The following is an 18680-nucleotide window of genomic DNA, read 5'->3' as shown; positions in this document are numbered from 1 at the left end:
GTATTTATTCACGTCGAAAGAACCTAATCAAAACCATATCATGAAAAAAATAGTACAAACTCTACTCTTAGCAATTTTAATTACAGCTTGTAAAAACGAACCAAAGCAAGAATCTACAGTTGTTGATGAGGTAAAACAAGATCAAATTATTACAAGTATTTATCCTGAATCTATAACCAAAGTTTTTAATGCACATGGTGGTATTGATACTTGGAATAAAATGCAAACACTTTCTTTTTCTATTGAAAAACCAACAGGAATCGAAAAGACCGTTAAAAATTTAATGACTAGAGCAGAATTAATTGATACACCAACATATACGCAAGGCTTTGATGGTGAAACGCTTTGGGTCAATGAAAAAGATGGTAATGCATATAGAGGAAAGCCTCAATTTTATAAAGGTTTAATGTTTTACTTTTATGGAATGCCTTTTGTTTTTGGTGATGATGGTGTGGAATATAAAGAAATAGAACCTTTAGTTTTCGAAGGAAAAACGTACCCAGGAATTCTAATTTCATATGAAGCTGGTGTTGGTGAATCATCAGATGATCAATACAAGATTTTTTATGATGCCGAAACAGGACAAATGGAATGGTTAGCTTACACGGTAACTTTTGGCAAACCTGAAGGAAGTCCAGATTTTCATTTTATAAGATATAATAATTGGCAAACTGTTAATGGTTTGGTATTACCGAAAAGCATAGATTGGTATAACTATGAAAATAATTTACCAACAGAAAAGCGAAACACAGTTGAGTTTACCGATATTTTACTTTCAGAAAAAGCACCAGATCAGGCAATATTTACAATGCCAGAAGGGGCAAAAGTGATTGATTAATCAGAATTAAATTAGAGCAAAAAAAAAGCGAACCGTGAGGTTCGCTTTTTTTGTTATTAATCTTCTTGACTAGGTTTCTCAGAAAACCGTTTCCAAAGTTCCGTTTGGTGTGTTTCTAAGCTTAAACGTCTACCATCAATAAAAGCATGTGTCAATTGGTTAGTTCGCATATCTAAAGCATCTCCTTCACTAATAAACAGAGTGGCGCTTTTGCCAACTTCAAGCGTACCGTACATATTGTCTATCCCCATAATCTTCGCGGGATTCTGCGTAATTAATTGTAACGCTTGTGCTTTTGTTAAGCCATCAGCAACCGTGGTACCAGCATAAAACGGAAGGTTACGAGAATTCATACGCTCCATTTGTCCACTTGGTTCTAAAGCAACTAAAATACCAGCATCAACTAATATTTTGGCTTGCTTAAAGGTATAGTCGTAATCGTCATCTTCTAATTCTGGTCTAGAATGCACACGTCTCAAGAATACAGAGACATCATTTTGCTTTAGAAAGCTTGCGATATTTCCGGCTTGATAAGCGCCAACAATAGTGATTTTAGAAACCCCTTGTGATTTTGCAAAATTTACAGCATCGGTAATTCCTTTTTCATCATCTACTGCAATATATAAACGCTTCGAGCCATCAAATACGCCAGCTAAAGCTTCATACGGTAAGTGACGTTCAGTAGAACTTCCCATACTATAACTTTTAGATTCATTAAAATAATCGCCTAATTCCTTAACTTGAGTGGCATAGTTTTTATTCGGTTTCAATCCTGGATCTTCACCTAGCCACCAACGACCACGGCTAAAACTACTTGGCCAATTCACGTGAATTCCATTATCCATTTTTATAGCGGCATCTTCCCAATTCCAGGCGTCATATTGCACCACAGATGAGGTTCCAGAGATACGTCCACCTCTTGGTACCACTTGGCCTAGTAATACACCGTTAGGTCGCATCGATTCTGTGATTTTAGATTCTGTGTTATAGGCTATAATACTTCTAATATGTGGATTAAAAGTTCCTAATTCTTCAAGATCATCAGAGGCTTTTACAGCGTCTACTTCAACCAATCCTAAAGTCCCATTAGCCACAATAAATCCTGGATAGACATCTTTACCTTTTCCATCAATGATGTCCATAGCTTGTTTGGTCAGTGGAGTAGAAGCTTCTGGTCCAATAGTTGTGATTTTTCCATTACTGACTACAATAACACTGTTTTCAATTATGGTGCCATCTCCAATATGTGCGGTTGCACCAACAATAGCAAAATCTTTAGTTTGCTTAGGTGCAGGTGTTTGTTGTGCGAATCCAATAGTGATACACAACATCAATAACACACTATTTATTTTATATAAATTTTTCATTTGTAACTGTTTTTTAGTTGTGTAAATCCATTGAGTCACAATGCATTAATTTTTCCTCTTTCTTCTTAACAGGTTGTGTTTTTAATCCCTTGTTTTTATCTTGAAGCATTAAATTAATGAGTTCGCTTTTCTCTTTTTTAATCGCTTCTCTCATTTCTTTGTCGCGCGCTAAATCGAAATAAGTAACGCCTTCTATAATGGTTTTTTCAGCTTTAGCATAAATGGATAACGGATGATCTGTCCATAATACAACATCAGCATCTTTACCTACTCTTAGACTTCCAACACGTTTGTCTAGATGTAAAAGTTTTGCAGGATTTAAGGTGACAAATTTCCAAGCTTCTTCTTCGCTAACTCCACCATATTTTACGGATTTTGCAGCTTCTTGGTTGAGACGACGCGACATTTCTGCATCATCACTATTAATAGCTACTGTAACACCAGCGTTGTGCATAATAGCAGCGTTATACGGAATAGCATCATTGACTTCGTATTTATAACCCCACCAATCGCTAAAGGTCGAACCACCAACTCCGTGAGCTTTCATTTTATCAGCAACTTTATAGCCTTCAAGAATATGTGTGAAAGTATTTATTTTGAAATCGAATTGATCTGCAACCTTCATCAGCATATTAATTTCACTTTGCACATAAGAATGACAAGAAATAAAACGCTCTCCGTTCAAAATTTCAGCAAGAGTTTCCATTTCGGCATCATGTCTAAATGATTTACCGCTTTTCTTTGCTTCGTCATAAGCTTTTGCTCTGGTAAAATAATCTACAAACACTTGTTCCACTCCCATACGCGATTGTGGGAAACGTGAATTGCTTCTACTTCGCGATTGTTTAACATTTTCACCTAAAGCGAATTTGATAAACTTTGGAGAATTTTCATAGATTAAATTATCTGCCGCTTCTCCCCATTTTAATTTAATGATGGCCGAACGACCACCAATAGGATTTGCAGAGCCATGTAATATTTGAATCGACGTCACTCCACCAGCTAAATTACGGTAGATGTCAATAGCTTCATCATTTAATACATCCTCTATAGTGACTTCTGCTGAAGAGTTTTGACCACCTTCATTTATAGAAGAGGCAGCAATATGTGAATGCTCGTCAATAATACCAGCGGTAATATGTTTTCCTGTGGCATCAATAACTTTCGCGTTTTTACTAGAAAGGTCTTTTCCTATTTTTGAGATTTTACCATCCTTAATTAGAACGTCTGTTTCCTCTAAAACACCTTCGCTCTCATTGGTCCAGACTGTTGCGTTTTTAAATAATAATGTTTCTGATTTTGGCTTTTCGGTAAAACCGTATGCTAAGTTGGGGTAGGTAATAGGACTCATAAAAGGAGTGTCAGCATCGTCCTTATCTTTCTTTTTATCACCTTTCTTTTCGGAATCTTCTTTTTCTAGTTTATTAGCAAAAAAGGATAGCTCATCACCATTTGGTAAAATAGCTTTTCCATTAAGACTGGTGTTGCTTGTGGTATTGGCTACAATCCTAATGTATTCTTTTTTAGTACTGTCTGCCGTTTTAATTGTAAGGTTTAACCAGTCATCTATATAACTCGCTTTAGTCCCTAAATTTTTAGCGTTACTCTCAATTTTAGCATCAGTTTTACTCGTGCTGTTTGAGATGGTTAATTTATAGTCGTCACCCGCAAGTTTAAAATCGTAATCGCCATCAATATCTTTAGTAGTCATGTTTTCGATAACATGCGCTGAACCTTGAACCCAATTTTCGTAAAGTTTTGTTTTCTTTTCAAAAATGTCTCCATCGGTAATTAAAAAATTAGCATAACTTCCGGTTTTTAAAGTCCCTAAAACATCTGATTTTCCTAATAAGGACGCCGGAATTGTAGTTAAAGCTTCTAATGCTTTTTGCTTAGATAATCCATTTTCAATAGCCTTTATTAAATTTGAAGAAAATGTTTTATTCGATTTTAAACCATGGGTTGTTAAGGCGAATTTAATGCCGTTTTCCGCTAATAATCTAGGGTTGTGTGGTTGTTGATTCCATGATCGCATATCACTTAAAGACAATGTGCTTGCCAAGAATGGATCATCAACATCATACGCCAATTGAAAATCTATTGGCAAAATAATAGTAGCGTTTGTGCCTTTTATTTCATCAATACGTTCGTATTCATCACCACCTCCAACTATGGTATATTGAATGTTAAACGCGTCACCAACTTTATCGGCACGCATTACATTAGCTCTACTACCAGCTTCAAAAATTTGAAGTAAGTTCTTGTTTTTGTTTAAGGCTTCAAGCGATAAATCTTTAGTGTCAATATTTCCTGCTTCATACCATTTTGCATCATCATACATTTGACGTAATAGTGCCATACTTCCCATAATAGAAGATGGATACGATTGGCGAGACGTCACACTTTTACTAAATGATAAATGTTGCGTAGTTTCTCCATCCACAACACGCATAGAATTATCAGCGTTATTGTTTAGTGCAATTAAAGCACCTGTACCACGAACGACACCATCTGGCATATGTGTATTAACAACTCCAAAACCTAATTTGTGAAGATCAGAAGCTGATTTAGCGTCGTATTTAAAACTCGCCATAACATCTTGCTCTGGCATAATATGGTCGTTCCAATAATAGCCACTTCGACTCGCACCATATTGTGGACCATTGCCACCTCGTTTTGGTTTTTCTACTCCAAAGGTGGTGTACATGTCAATAAAAGAAGGATAGATGGTTTTTCCTGAAAGATCAATTTTTGTGGTGTTCTTCGGAATGTTTACGGATTTACCAACACTAACAACTTTACCATCCTTAATAAGGAGTGTTGCATTGTTTAAAACTTCAGTTGGTGTAACGTGGATTGTAGCATTTGTAAATGCGGTGTAGTTAGAGTTATTTGCAATGACACCTGAGTTACTCGGGAAGTAATCTTGTGCAAATAATGAAAAACTGCACATAAAAATGAGCAGTCGGAGATGTACTTTAATCATATGTTTTGGTGGGTTAGATTGAATTCTAAAGATAGGAATTATAGCTAAATGGCTGTATTTAATGTTAATATTTTAACATTTTCTAAATTAAGAAAAGGTATCTAGCTAAACTTATAAAGGTTGATGTTCATAATAATTAACCAAAAGCGCAACGACATAGCTGTAACTTTTCATGCCAGCGGACTGATTATTTGCTTTTAGAAAATTATCAAAAGTTTTTTCGAAAATAGGTTCTATTGGGTTTTTGTAGGCATCCCAAAATTCTCGAACATCTTGGTAGTTTTTCAGTATGCCTGTATTCACAGTTAGAATTACAGTGTCATAAAGTTCTGGGTCGCGCTTAAAGAGTTCACCTAAACAATACCGAAGAGCAAAGGTATACCCAGAGTATTTAAAATAAACATCATCATTTTGAATGGCAGCTAAACTGCCAATGAAATTAGCTTCGTTTTCTGCGGCATAGCCCAGTTGGTGCGCTGCTTCGTGACAGGCTGTTGTTGGAAACTTATAGGTTAAAGTCAACCCATTTACCTGAGCTTCATTGGTGAACGGATTTAAATACCCCGAAAATCCCATATAGGTTAACGGTAAACTATAAATGGATGTTTTAATGCTTGTTGGTTGATATTCAAGTTGTGGATACGTTTCTGAAAGTGTTTGATATCCGTCTTTTACCTTCGTTAAAATTTCAGGTTTGGTATAAGGTATTTCAACTTTTAAGGTGTCATTTTTTGCCAATTGAAGTTGTAAAGCATTCGATTTTTGAATCAATTGTTCTGTAAATGAAACCAGTTGTTCGGTGGTGTAATCTGCTTTAAGATTCAAGGACTTATAAAGCGGCTGTCTGTAATAATTAAAAGCCCAAAGGATATGAAATGCAAAATAGGCAATCGATAAGGTCGCTCCAATATCAAGTAACCAATTCACGGTATCTTTAATAATACGTGTTCTGTTTACAATTAGCCATCTGATGAGGTAGATGCCGGCTAAGGTGTAAAAGATATCTCCAGCTGAAAATGGAATCCAGCCAAACGTATAGCGCATCAATTTTGAAATAAAAACGTAAAGTCCGTTGCTGTACAACTGCTCAACAAATTCAGGATAGTGTTTTAATTGAGATAATACTAACAATTGAATTCCGAAGAACACAACGAGGATTAGTTTTTTGTTTTTACGCATGACTCAAAAATAGGGAAAAGTTCTAATTACATTTTCAAGGTCATGCTAAATTTTTAAAGTACATCAAAAGCTGGTCATTGATTGTATACGGTATTTTGTAACCTTTTTTCTTCTTATAAATACCTACACTTGTTAGCCGTGTTTTTACTTATTACGCAAATGAATCGTTTGAACAGCTTTAGGTGCAATTTGAGCTGTATAAGTCTTCGTTTCTAATTTGATTGATAGCTCATGTGCTTCTTCATTATTGTTGTATACAACAACAGCGATTGAGCCGTCAGGATTTTTAGCCGCTGTATAAATTAGTCCGTTTACGTTATCACCTTTTAAAGCAATTCTGCGAGCATCTGGGCGGATAAACTTGCTAAAATGACTTAGTAAATAATAAAGTGGTGTGTAAATCACTTTGTCAGTGGTTGGATTGATAAGTACTGGCGCACTATTAAAATTATCATAAGGATTTGGTTGTCCTTTGTGACTAAGAATGCTACACCACTCAATATAGCCTTGAGTGCCGTGGTTTAAATCTGTAATGATGTCGTTAACATACGTTTCAAAAGGGACAAAAGTACCTGCGTAATCAGTACTTGCTCTCCAATATTGACCAATAGGATCCTTAGCATCAATATCTATGCTCGATTCCGTATGAATCATCCCTTTGTTTGGCCAGTTTTTTTGTAATTCAGCTAATTCTTTAGCATACCAGTTGTTATCTTTCAATTCAGAATTTGTGTACCAATGAAAAGCAGTTCCCCAAGCATATTTAGACGCTTCAGGGTCTTCATAGGTTTTTTGAACATAGTCGTTCATTGTTGATTTGTTGTGGTCATAAATTAGGACTCGTAATCCAGATTCTAAATCATCAAGATTTAAATGACCATCTTTAACAAGTTGCGGACCAAGGTGATCTCTTAAAAAGTCACGACCTTGTTCTGGTGTAAATCCGTTACTGTCCCAATGTGCATCATGGGCATGTAAAGGTTCGTTTTGTGGTGTAAGACCCCAAAGGTTAATGCCCTGTTCTTTGTATGCTGTCACATATTTTGACATGTATTCTGCCCAAAGCCCATAATACTCAGGAAGTAAACTACCATTCGTCATCTCAGATGTTTCTCCTGATTTCATCCAAGATGGTGGACTCCATGGAGACGCGATAATTTTAAAGTCTGCACCAGGAATTTTGGAGGCTTCTAAAATCATTGGAATAATATCATAACTAGGTTCTACGAGTTCAACATCACGAACTTGATCGTTTTCATCACCAGTAAATCCTCTCATATCTTCATGAATGCTGAAGGTTGAAAGATCTTCGTCACCCTCTTCGATATAGGTATAATGATTGTTTGAATAATCGCTACTATTAATATGTGTTCTGGTAAGCGTGAAGCCAGCCCCTTCGGTAGGACTAAAAAGTTTAGTTAAGACTTGTTTGCGAGATTCAACAGGGATTGTAGCCAAATTCCATGCTGAGGACTCGGTAAATGAAGCACCGAAACCATAATATTTTTGAAACTCTTCATTAGGAAGTACCTCTAAAGTTACTTTCTTAACATCAGTAGAAGTTGTTTTAGCATCAGCACTAGACAATAATTTGAGGTTATCACCAGCCTGTGATGTTTGATAAACATCAGATACATAATCGTCGTAAGCGCTTTTCGTTTTAGATGAGCAACTTACAAACACAAAAGCTATAACTAGGGCGTGTAACGATGTGATTTTTCTGTTGTAATTTTTGCGGTTTTGTTTAGTGCTTAATGTCTGCATTTATTTTGATGTTTTACTAATGTTTTCAATGGTTAAAGATACATAATGAATTCGTAAATTTCCTACAGAATCAAAAAAAAATATATTGAAAAAGCATTAATGGATCCGTGACAAATTCAATTCTGAATAACCCTATTTTCGATTCTGAAACAAGTTGGGAATGTCAACAAAGTGACAATCGTATTTTGTACCTTTGCAAATCTAAAAACAAGATTTATGAGTTCAGAAATAAGAGCCTTAGAGCCAAAACAACTATGGAATAAATTCGCAGATTTAAATGCTGTGCCACGACCTTCAAAAAAGGAAGAACGTGTGATTCAATTTATGAAAGATTTCGGAAATAATTTAGGTTTAGAAACGATAGAAGATGAAGTTGGTAATGTCATTATCCGTAAACCTGCCTCGAAAGGTATGGAAGATCGTAAGCCAATTGTAATGCAGTCACATTTAGATATGGTACATCAAAAAAATAACGATACCGTTTTTAATTTTGATGAACAAGGTATTCAAATGCATATTGAAGGGGATTGGGTAAAAGCAAAAGGCACAACGCTTGGCGCTGATAACGGTTTAGGAGTTGCTACGATTATGGCCATTTTAGAAAGTGATACTATAGCGCATCCTGCTTTAGAAGCTTTGTTTACAATTGATGAAGAAACTGGCATGACAGGTGCCAAAGGTTTAAAAGGAGGTTTACTTAACGGTGCGATTCTTTTAAATTTAGATACTGAAGAAGACGATGAAATTGGTGTAGGTTGTGCTGGTGGAGTAGATGTTACTGCAAGACGCGAGTATAAGGAAGAGGAAACTCCTGAATTTAAAATTGGATATACCATTACTGTAAAAGGCTTACAAGGAGGTCACTCTGGAATGCAAATTCATGAAGGTTTAGGAAATGCCAATAAATTAATGAACCGTATATTATTTGATGGTTTTGAAAATTTTGGACTTCGTATTTCAGAAATTGATGGAGGGAGCTTAAGAAATGCTATTCCAAGAGAAAGTAATGCTACTGTTGCTATTGATGCGATACATGAAGCTGCTTTTGAAGCTGAAATGAAAGAATTTGGGGATACTTTAAAAACCGAATTTAAAACTATGGAACCCGATTTAGAAATTGTTGTTTCTAAAACGGAGACTCCAGAAAAAATTATGGACCTAGGTGTGCAAGAAGGTTTAACAAGAGCTTTGCATGCGGCTTGGAATGGAGTATATCGTATGAGTCCAGATATTAAGGACTTGGTAGAAACGTCTAATAATATCGCTAGAGTTATAGTGAAAGATGGTGCTATTAAAATTGGCTGTTTAACACGTAGTTCAGTGGAAAGTACAAAATTAGATTTAGCGAATACATTACGTTCTGTTTTTGAGTTGACAGGTTGTGAAGTAGAATTTTCTGGTGATTATCCTGGTTGGGCACCAAATATGGATTCTGCCATTTTAAAAGTCATGGTTCCTATTTATGAACGTTTAAATAATGGTGAAAAGCCACATGTTGCAGCTTGCCATGCAGGTTTAGAATGTGGTATTTTAGGAACTAACTATCCAGATATGGACATGATTAGTTTTGGACCAAATATTAAAGGAGCGCACTCACCAGATGAACGTGCTCAGATTTCTTCTGCACAGAAGTATTGGAAATTTGTTCTAGAAGTTTTAGAGAATATTCCTAAAGCTTAATTTGCATAAAAAAAGACCTGTCAGGTTTTAAAAATCTGACAGGTCTAAATACATTAAAAAAAAAAGCAGCTAAATAGCTGCTTTTTTTTATGTCTTATAGTTGGTGTTACCTATTTCTTAATGCTTGCTAATTCAATATCAAAAACTAAGTTAGCACTTGGTGGAATTGTAGGAGGATTTCCTCTTTCTCCATAGCCTAAATAATAAGGAATAAATACTCTAGCCTTATCTCCGATTTTCATATGGAGCATAGCTTCTTTAAAGCCTGCAATTAAACCAGCAGTTTCATTATAAGGCATATCAAAACTAGTATATCTACCAGCTTTATCAGTGCGTTCATCGTATTTGCCATTTTTTTCAGCAACGTCTTTCCAAGTGGTCCAGAATAAATCTCCATTTTCTAAATAACCAGCACATTCAATATTAACACGGTCTGTAGCCTTAGGCGTCACACCTTTACTTTCGTGTGTAAAAATCATTGCCATCCCAGTTGGAGAGTCAATTTTACGCCCTTTTAATTCTTCGTTCTTTTTTAAGAATTCAGTTTTTGCTAAATCAGCTTTTGCTTTCGCTTCTTTTTTAGCTTCTTCAGCTTTTGCAGCAGCTTCGATTTTTGCAGCTTCAGCTCTTTCTTTAATTTTTGGAAGTTCTTCTGTAAATACTTTAGGTGCATCAAATTTCTTTGCGGCTGAACCTATTCTTATAATATTTAATTTTTTAATGATGACATCTTCTAATGGTTTGTTAGTTCTAGGTGCCACTTTAACATTAGAAATAGTATCTAGTACATTCAATCCTTTTACCAATTCGCCAAAAACAGCATGGCATGCAACTCTAGGGTTTGAACAATCTCTTAAAGTGCCGTTTTCATCATAACCATCTAACCAAGGAGTGACTTTTTCAGTGATAAAAAATTGACTTCCGTTAGAGTTTACACCAGAGTTTGCCATAGATAACATACCTATCTTGTCATGTCTGTATTCTGGAACTAATTCATCTTCAAATTTATAGCCAGGGTCACCAGTACCTGATGCTGTTGGATCACCACCTTGAATCATAAAATTGTTCATCACACGGTGAAACGTTAAGCCATCATAAAAAGGCTTTCCTTTATATTCTTCTTTTACTAATGGGTGATTTCCTTCTGCTAACGCTACGAAGTTGGCTACTGTTACAGGAGCTTTCTCAAAATAGAGTTTAGCAACCATAGTATCCTTAGAGGTTATAAATTCAGCATAAAGTCCATCTTCTAAATCAGAATGACGTTCTTGGCAAGACGTGTTTGTTAAAACTAATAGAGCAACGAATGCTGCAAGTGCTTTTTTAATCATTTTTTTGAGTTATAGTGTTTAAAGTTACTTCACAAATTAATGGAACATTGGTTCCTATTTTACCTTCATCTCCATAATACCCAAAGGCTTTTTGAGATGGAAATATAAATGTTGCTGTTTCAGTTGGTTTTAATAATTTTAAACCTTCACGCAAACCAGTGAACAATTCTTCTTTGTCCATAATATAGGTTTTATCGGTGTTAGCATAAATTTCATTGCCTTCAATATTAGAAACATCAAAGGTAAAGTGTACAACATCACCAAATTGAGGTTGAATTGTGTCACTTTCAATTTTAGTTTGGTAATAATACCAAAACCCACTTTCGGAAGCGATGTAATCTTTATCAGGATTACTCTTTATAATATCTTCGATTTGTTGTTGCTCTAATTCGTTAAGCTTTTTATTACGCTCTGCAGATGCTTTTAAGAATGAGCCAGATTGTACGGATTCTGGTAGTCTTGCTTCTGGAGGTTTACAGCTGAAACACAGCAGTAATACAATAGTGAGTATGAGTAGGTTTTTCATGTGTTTATATTTTAATCGATACCAATTTAGGGGTTTCATTGGGACAAATCTTGTTTATATTGTGGTAATATACTAATAAATTTATTTATTGTTGTTTGCATGTCATCATCGCTACGTCCTCCGGCGGCATTGGTATGGCCACCTCCATGAAAATGTGCTCTCGAAAATTCGTTTACCGAAAACTCACCTTTACTACGTAACGATATCTTTATAATTTGATCTTGTTGACTTTCTATAAAGATAGCAGCAAAAATAATATCTTTTAATGATAAAGCATAATTCACAAAGCCTTCTGTATCTCCTTTTTTAAAGTTGAATTCATCTAATTCGGCCTGAGACAAGGTTATATACGCCGTTCTTAATTCGGGAATGACCTTTAAATTCTGCATGGCTCTCCCTAATAATTGTAAACGACTATAACTATTAGTATCGTATATGTTATTATGAATTTCAGAATTTTCAGCTCCTTTTTCAATTAAATTTCCAATAACTTGATGTGTTCTACTCGTGGTAGCCGGAAAACGGAAAGAGCCAGTATCTGTCATAATTCCAACATAAAGGCACGTTGCTATAGTGGCATTAATTTTATCATCATCGCCAAGCATTTCAATAAAATTATAAACCATTTCGCAAGTCGAAGACATACTTATATCCGAATACATGTATTTGGCATAATCATCTGGTTGCTGATGATGATCTATCATTATTTTAATTGCTGTAGATGGTTCTAAAACGTGAGCCATTTGATTTCCTGCTCTGTGAAAAGCATTAAAATCTAAAGTGAAAATAATATCAGCGTTATTGATAAGTGTGGAACTTTCCTCTAGTTGGGTTTCAAATTTTAAAACGGTATCGTCTCCTGGTAACCACTTTAAAAAATCTGGATAATCATTAGGTGCAATAACAACGGCATTGTGATTATTAAGTTTTAAATAATGGTACAAGGCTAAGGTTGATCCCATTGCGTCGCCATCTGGATTTCTATGAGGAACAATTACAATGTTCTTAGGTGCACTTAAGAGTGCTTTTATTTCTGAAATTTGTGCTTTAATCATAAGTGGCGAAGATACGTTTTTTAGATATTTTGAAGATGGCTTTTAATATGAATTATAAGATTGTTTTGTTCTAAAACCTATCGCGATGCAAAATTATCGAAAAATCAATTTTACAAGAACAGATGACGAAACTAAAATTTGAATTTTTCTTAATGTGATTGCTGATTAAAAATGAATTTAAAAGACGCTTATTTAGTAACATTAATTTAATAAAAGCAGCACTTGATTAATAAAAGAAATATATTACTTTTGCACCTCATTTAAAAAAAATACATGGCAACTAACAGAACATTTACAATGTTAAAGCCTGATGCTGTTGAAAAAGGACACATTGGCGCAATATTAGAAAAAATTTCAGCTTCAGGATTTAGAATCGTAGCAATGAAATTAACACAAATGACTACAGCAGATGCTGAAGCGTTTTATGCAATTCATAACGAACGTCCATTTTTTGGAGAGTTAGTAGAATATATGACTCGTGGTCCTATCGTAGCAGCTGTTTTAGAAAAAGAAAATGCAGTTGAAGACTTTAGAACTTTAATTGGAGCAACTAATCCTGCTGATGCAGCAGAAGGCACTATCCGTAAATTATATGCAGCTTCTATTGGAGAAAATGCAGTTCACGGAAGTGATAGTGATGAAAATGCAGCTATTGAAGGTGCTTTTCATTTCGCAGGAAGAGATATGTTTTAAGCTAAAACATTATATATTATTAAAAAGACCATCTGTAAAGGATGGTCTTTTTTTTATTTTTTTTCCAATTCAAGATCTATTAATCCTACGATAGAATGTATTTCGTTTTTAAATTCAGGATAAATATTTTCTTGAAGGGATACTCCCGAAACTAACAAAATGAGCGTGGTGTTTTCCAATTTCTTATCCATTAGTAAGTGTTTGTTGCTTACTTTGACTAAAGAAGTATCTAATTTCATTCTTTGAGAGAGACCTATGCCCTCAAAAAGGACTTTCATATTCCCATTTGTAGAAATATACTCTCGGATACGACTTTGAGCACTAAAAATGTGCTGTTCTTGCAATCTTACATAATCGATTTTACTCTGCCACGAGGCTAAAATATTGCGTATGCTATCGTTTTCAATATTTTTTAATCCATCAGACGCTAAAAGTTGATTCATCACACCATTTTCGAGAAAAGCTTGAACATCATCTCTCACCAATCCAGCGATAAGAGAAGACAATTGATGTTCTTCAATATTTTTTAGATTGTTATCTGTATTATTCAAATTAATTAGGTCTCGACAACTTGTTATCGTTTTGCTTAAATCCTTATTTGCTTCAACTATAGCTTGTAAATTGTTGATCATTTCCACTTTAATCAACTGCAAATTATTCCGTTGATTTCTATGCGTTTTTACATTTTCATTCCAATTGTTAATTGATAGCGCAATTAAAATTCCAATAACCACAAGGATAATTTCTCCAATAGCATATTTAAAATACTTTCCAGTTTTGTTTTTTTCCATAAGGTCGTATCTAATCTTTCTAAAAAACTTGATCATTAATTTATGTTTAAGGTGCTATTTGTAGTCTCATCAAACTTCTTCAAGAGCTTTGATTTTGCAAAAGCAAATGCAAAAGCAAATTTGAGTTCGAATAGTTTAAAGATTGTTATCATTGGTTAGCGGTTTATCATAATGAAGCACAGTTTGTTGCGTGTTATTTACACGTAATTTAGTAAATAATAACTGAATAGAAAATCTTAGAGGATTTTTGTAAGTAGGCTAGTACTAGCAATTGATAATACAGGTTGTTGTACTTTCGTTATTTAATGTGTTTTCAAATAACCAAATATGATTTATTCCAAATTATATTCTGCTTTAATCCTATCAATCAAGACTTCGCCATCAGCTTTAAATTCTATAAGTGAATTCTTGTAGATGTCATATGACACTGAGAATATGTGAAAGTAATTTTTATAAGTGACATCTTCAAAAATCATATTGACATATTTTGTTCGATCATTTTTTACTAAATAATCAACTAAAACTCCTTCTTCTACAATATGATTAGTTAATCTTTCTAAATTATCACCAACAAATTTCGCATCTACTTCAAGTTCAAATAGTTTTTCAGAATACAACTTTGAAAGGGCTTCAGTGAGCTCCGTATTTAGTTCATAATCAAGCTCAATTTTTGATTCAAGTAATCGCATTCCCGTCTCATTTATTTGTATGTCTGGGGATCCTAAAGTAAAGTGGTATTTACGGAAATAATCATTACTTGATAAAAGAGAATCGCGTTCAATATCACCATTAAGAATATTTTGCATTAAAGGATATATAATATCCATATTTTTAATATCACTCTCAATTTCTGAAGCTGTATTATTTAAGTCCTGCACAATTCGAATATAAATATTACGGATTTGTTTCTTCTCTATCCGTTTCTGATTCCAATTATTAATAGAAAGAGCGATAAGAATACCAATAACAACAAGAACAATTTCTCCAATAGCATATTTAAAATACTTTCCAGTTTTATTTTTTTCCATAAGGTTGTATCTAATCTTTCTAAAAAACTTGATCATTAATTTATGTTTAAGGTGCTATTTGTAGTCTCACCAAACTTCTTCAAGAGCTTTGATTTTACAAAAGCAAAATTGAGTTCGAATAGTCTAAAGAATGTTGTCATTGATTAGCGGTTTATCATAATGAAGCACAACTTGTTGTGTGTTATTTACACGTAATTTAGTAAATAATAACTGAATAGAAAATCTTAGAGGATTTTTGTAAGTAGGCAGTGCCCAAGCAATTAATTATACACGGCTTAAGTTTACAATTCATTACATTTAAGTATAAATCAGAAACTGAGAAATTTATTATTTATGTGCAGTTTTAATACTTGTAAACACAACAAGACTTACCGAGATCTTTATGAGCGCATTGTAGCTAAAGGAAAGCGCAAAAAATTAGCACTAATTGCAGTGTGTAATAAACTGCTAAAACAGGTTTTTGCAATTGCTAAATCGGGATTAATATATGATGGAAACTATAAAAGTATTTTAGTTAAAAATTAATGAGTTTTTACTTGTTTTTTGCCACAGTACTTTGTTGTGCTTTTGTTATTTTTTAAGTTCTTCATCAATTAATGCGATGAGATGAGCCAATTCTTTTTTAAGTTCTACTGATGCTTGTTCATTTTGATTGATATTAGCAAGAATTAAGATTAAATCGCTAACCATTTTTTCATCTTCATTAAGCTTAATGTCTTCGAGATTTCGTATTTGAAAATCAAGATTAGTAACCTTTTTAACAAATTCCCGATTCATAATTTTTGGTAAAATATAATACTTAAAAGACCTAGTTAAGTTTAATAATTCATCAAACGCTGCTATTGAGGTTTTTAGATAATATTGTGTCAATTGATTTCTCAATTCTGTATTAGCGATTATTTCAATATTACCTGAATTGGTTAGAGTTTTGTAGCCTGTGCTATTAGGTGTGAAACTTGCATTTGTAAATAATTTACCTTCCGATAAAAGAAAGAACATTTTTTCACCAAGTTCTGGGGATACTTTTTTCTGTGCAGCAATCTGCATAAATTTACTTATATCAGAGCTCTTTTCTGCGTTGAAAGTAGATATTTCATGAATTAATAGGGTGTCGGATATAAGGTTCTCTCTAATTTCTAATAGCATAATATCTCCTTTTTCTTTATTTTGAGATATTGTGTTTAAGTTGTTTAACCATAGGGCAATCAAAATTCCAATAACTACTAGAACTATTTCACCAATCGCATAAAGAAGATATTTGCTGAGTTTGTTTTCATTCAACATTTTTTGCCGTATTTTCCGAAAGAATGTTATCATTGGTTAACGGTTTATCATAATGAAGCACAACTTGTTGCGTGTTATTTACATGTAATTTAGTAAATAATAACTGAATAGAAAATCTTAGAGGATTTTTGTAAGTAGGCTAGTACTAGCAATGGATTATATACGTGTTAGGCACAGTATTTATTTCAGTTTGTATTTTTTTATTACTTCTTGTCTAATTTTTTCATTCGCTTGTTCAACTCCAACTTGACTTCCAAAAATTTGATAATTTTCTTTTTGAGTATAAATTCTGTCGATTAGCATTTTAAACGGAACTATGTCAATTTCTTTATTTTCAAATGCAACTTGAATAATTGGCAAGTATTTTTCCATCATTTCCAAATTTGAGTGCTGAATTACTAACCACATAGTACTTTCAAATTTTTCTCCTACGAGAGTTCTTCCAATATATGTTTTGTATACATTGAAAAGCGAGTCAATTGCTTTTTGATTTTGTATATCTAATTTCCTTTGTTTTGCTTTATTTTCGTCCGCTGTTTTTTTTCTATAAACTTGGTCGTTAAGCATAATGTTATTAATCTTTTCTATTAATGCTAAATCCAAATTATTCGTTTTGCTGTATTCTGAAATGTTAAATGTTTTATCTTGAACTGGTTTAGCCTTGCATTTGTCTAATTCTTTATTGTAATCTTCTCTAATAATATCGTATTTCGGATTTTTCTCAACTGATTTTTCAAAAGATATGATGTATTCGCAACTTCCTTCTGCATTTTTGAATTTTTCAAAGACAATTTTTATATTTTCTCTACTTTCTTTTAAAGTAAGAAATGCAGATAAAACATTAAAATAATCAGCAAGGTTGAAATTTTTAGAATTGTTGTTTGTCGCAGATTTTGTTTCCTTTATGATCATATTTGCATAGTCAAAATCTTTCTTTGAAATTTGAGAATTTTGTTTAGGTTTATAATTCAAAAACTGGTTTTCAAAATTGTCATATTCGAATTCTGTTCCATTCTGTGCGTTGCAAGAATAAATGCTGATTATGAATAAAATAAATAAGTAGTTTTTCATTGCGATAGTTTTTGTCATATTGTGCCTAACAGTATTGTGTATGGTTAAGCATCTAATTTAGCAAATAAATCACAGATAGACCCGAGCGCAGCGAACTGGCGAAGCAATATTCCGCAGGAATGTTCGTAAGTAGGCAGTGACCAAGCAAGCAATTATACGCGGTGTTAGCCACTGTGTTTTTTTATATTCCAAGTGGATTATCAGTCAGATAATCCCATACTGTTCGCCAAATAGATTTTCCTTTTTCATTATTTGGATCAGAAATCCAAATTCCACAAACATTGCATATATCATTATCTTTGAACGTCGTGCGTCCAGCTAATCCATCCAAAGTGGCGATTTCATCTGAATATCCGCTTTTCAAAGCTGTGTCTGTCCATTCGACTTTATCCTTTCGGATTTTATCTGAATAACATCTTGGGCACCTTTCCTTATCGTCTGTCAGTTTTGACTTTGGGTTTTCAGATATCAGTTGGTTAATTTTGGATTCCGTAAGATTCCGTAAGATTCCGTTCAGCTAAATATTCTTTTATTTCCGATTGAGTTTCTTTCATATAAGTAAGAAGCTTGAACTTTGCAAAATTTGCTAATTCATAGTCGTCTAATTCAGTAAGAAAGTTTTTGACTCTGCTCATTTTCGGTATTGTGGCTAACGTGTTTTTGTATGGTTTGTTGCGTGGTTAAGCAACTAATTTAGCAAATAAATCACAGATAGAATATTCCGCAGGAATGTTCGTAAGTCGGCAGTGACCAAGCAATTAATTATACACGGCTTAAGTTTACAATTCATTAAATTTAAGGATAAATTAGAAAGAACAAAAGAGAGGAATAAGGTTAATATACACGCAGAGACTTTAGATCTCGTCAACATTGAAAATCCCCTCTCTTTTCTACACAGATTTCGTACAGTTCTGTGAGGCTTTTAGACCTCGATTTTAAGTCGTTGAAACTCGCGTAGTATGTCCTTTCAAAAAAACATTTTCTTATGAATAAAGGTATTAAATATTTTGGAATTGACATCAGCCAAAAGGTTTTTGATGTTACAGATTCTGATGGTAATTACTATCAGTTTAAAAACAATGAACTT

15 protein-coding genes and 1 pseudogene are annotated in these 18680 nt (G+C 33.7%); 4 read left to right on the top strand and 12 right to left on the bottom strand.

Annotated elements, in window-relative coordinates:
* Positions 1-40 precede the first annotated feature (40 nt).
* Entirely contained in the window at positions 41-838 is a 798-nt protein-coding gene (locus BLT80_RS11300) for a DUF6503 family protein (RefSeq protein ID WP_092468494.1), read from the top strand.
* Positions 839-894: 56 nt separating this feature from the next.
* Here BLT80_RS11300 and BLT80_RS11295 read toward each other — a convergent pair whose 3' ends face one another.
* The 4 genes from BLT80_RS11295 to BLT80_RS11280 form a co-directional block, all read right to left on the bottom strand.
* Entirely contained in the window at positions 895-2205 is a 1311-nt protein-coding gene (locus tag BLT80_RS11295; protein ID WP_092468023.1) for an amidohydrolase family protein, read from the bottom strand.
* Between the two features lie 13 nt (positions 2206-2218).
* Positions 2219-5191 carry an amidohydrolase family protein gene (locus BLT80_RS11290; RefSeq protein WP_245710232.1) on the bottom strand — a complete coding sequence of 991 codons (2973 nt, stop codon included), beginning with the start codon at positions 5189-5191 and terminating at the stop codon, positions 2219-2221.
* A 111-nt stretch (positions 5192-5302) separates the two neighbouring features.
* Positions 5303-6370 (bottom strand): DUF3810 domain-containing protein, encoded by a 1068-nt coding sequence (locus BLT80_RS11285; RefSeq protein WP_092468020.1) that lies wholly within the window; start codon positions 6368-6370, stop codon positions 5303-5305.
* Between the two features lie 144 nt (positions 6371-6514).
* On the bottom strand, positions 6515-8134 hold the full coding sequence (locus BLT80_RS11280; RefSeq protein WP_092468018.1) for a glycoside hydrolase family 30 protein: 1620 nt from the start codon (positions 8132-8134) through the stop codon (positions 6515-6517).
* 216 nt (positions 8135-8350) lie between these two features.
* Between BLT80_RS11280 and BLT80_RS11275 the strand changes: the two genes are divergently transcribed.
* On the top strand, positions 8351-9814 hold the full coding sequence (locus tag BLT80_RS11275) for an aminoacyl-histidine dipeptidase (RefSeq protein WP_092468016.1): 1464 nt from the start codon (positions 8351-8353) through the stop codon (positions 9812-9814).
* Between the two features lie 110 nt (positions 9815-9924).
* Here BLT80_RS11275 and BLT80_RS11270 read toward each other — a convergent pair whose 3' ends face one another.
* From BLT80_RS11270 to BLT80_RS11260, 3 genes are read right to left on the bottom strand one after another with little or no spacing between them, the layout of a single operon-like run.
* Positions 9925-11145, bottom strand: coding sequence for a peptidylprolyl isomerase (locus tag BLT80_RS11270; protein ID WP_092468014.1), 1221 nt, complete (start codon positions 11143-11145; stop codon positions 9925-9927).
* Positions 11138-11671: a gliding motility-associated peptidyl-prolyl isomerase GldI gene (gene gldI, locus BLT80_RS11265; RefSeq protein ID WP_092468492.1), complete on the bottom strand. Its 534-nt coding sequence runs from the start codon at positions 11669-11671 to the stop codon at positions 11138-11140. Before gldI ends, BLT80_RS11270 begins: the two co-directional genes overlap by 8 nt.
* Before the next feature lie 35 nt (positions 11672-11706).
* On the bottom strand, positions 11707-12726 hold the full coding sequence (locus tag BLT80_RS11260; protein WP_092468011.1) for a DHH family phosphoesterase: 1020 nt from the start codon (positions 12724-12726) through the stop codon (positions 11707-11709).
* Between the two features lie 273 nt (positions 12727-12999).
* Here BLT80_RS11260 and BLT80_RS11255 point away from each other — a divergent pair, with 273 nt between their 5' ends.
* A complete protein-coding gene (locus BLT80_RS11255) occupies positions 13000-13419 on the top strand; it encodes a nucleoside-diphosphate kinase (RefSeq protein ID WP_092468009.1) in 420 nt (139 codons plus the stop codon).
* A 53-nt stretch (positions 13420-13472) separates the two neighbouring features.
* Here BLT80_RS11255 and BLT80_RS20205 read toward each other — a convergent pair whose 3' ends face one another.
* Together BLT80_RS20205 and BLT80_RS11245 are read right to left on the bottom strand one after the other, a co-directional pair.
* The gene (locus BLT80_RS20205) at positions 13473-14210 is read right to left on the bottom strand and encodes a DUF6090 family protein (protein ID WP_217630760.1); all 738 of its coding nucleotides are present in this window, start codon (positions 14208-14210) and stop codon (positions 13473-13475) included.
* A 332-nt stretch (positions 14211-14542) separates the two neighbouring features.
* On the bottom strand, positions 14543-15238 hold the full coding sequence (locus BLT80_RS11245) for a DUF6090 family protein (protein ID WP_092468007.1): 696 nt from the start codon (positions 15236-15238) through the stop codon (positions 14543-14545).
* Between the two features lie 306 nt (positions 15239-15544).
* Between BLT80_RS11245 and BLT80_RS20300 the strand changes: the two are divergent.
* Positions 15545-15763, top strand: a pseudogene (locus BLT80_RS20300) (IS110 family transposase); the annotation flags it as partial.
* Between the two features lie 45 nt (positions 15764-15808).
* Here the strand turns inward: BLT80_RS20300 and BLT80_RS11235 are convergent.
* The 3 genes from BLT80_RS11235 to BLT80_RS20095 form a co-directional block, all read right to left on the bottom strand.
* The gene (locus BLT80_RS11235; protein ID WP_092468005.1) at positions 15809-16555 is read right to left on the bottom strand and encodes a DUF6090 family protein; all 747 of its coding nucleotides are present in this window, start codon (positions 16553-16555) and stop codon (positions 15809-15811) included.
* Between the two features lie 147 nt (positions 16556-16702).
* Positions 16703-17593, bottom strand: coding sequence for a DUF6624 domain-containing protein (locus BLT80_RS11230; RefSeq protein ID WP_139181057.1), 891 nt, complete (start codon positions 17591-17593; stop codon positions 16703-16705).
* Positions 17594-18069: 476 nt separating this feature from the next.
* Positions 18070-18228: a hypothetical protein gene (locus BLT80_RS20095; RefSeq protein WP_175455596.1), complete on the bottom strand. Its 159-nt coding sequence runs from the start codon at positions 18226-18228 to the stop codon at positions 18070-18072.
* Between the last annotated feature and the right edge of the window lie 452 nt (positions 18229-18680).

Origin of the sequence: Winogradskyella thalassocola (assembly GCF_900099995.1) — a bacterium.
GTDB classification, from domain to species: Bacteria; Bacteroidota; Bacteroidia; order Flavobacteriales; family Flavobacteriaceae; genus Winogradskyella; species Winogradskyella thalassocola.
This window is presented reverse-complemented; position numbering and strand designations above follow the sequence as displayed.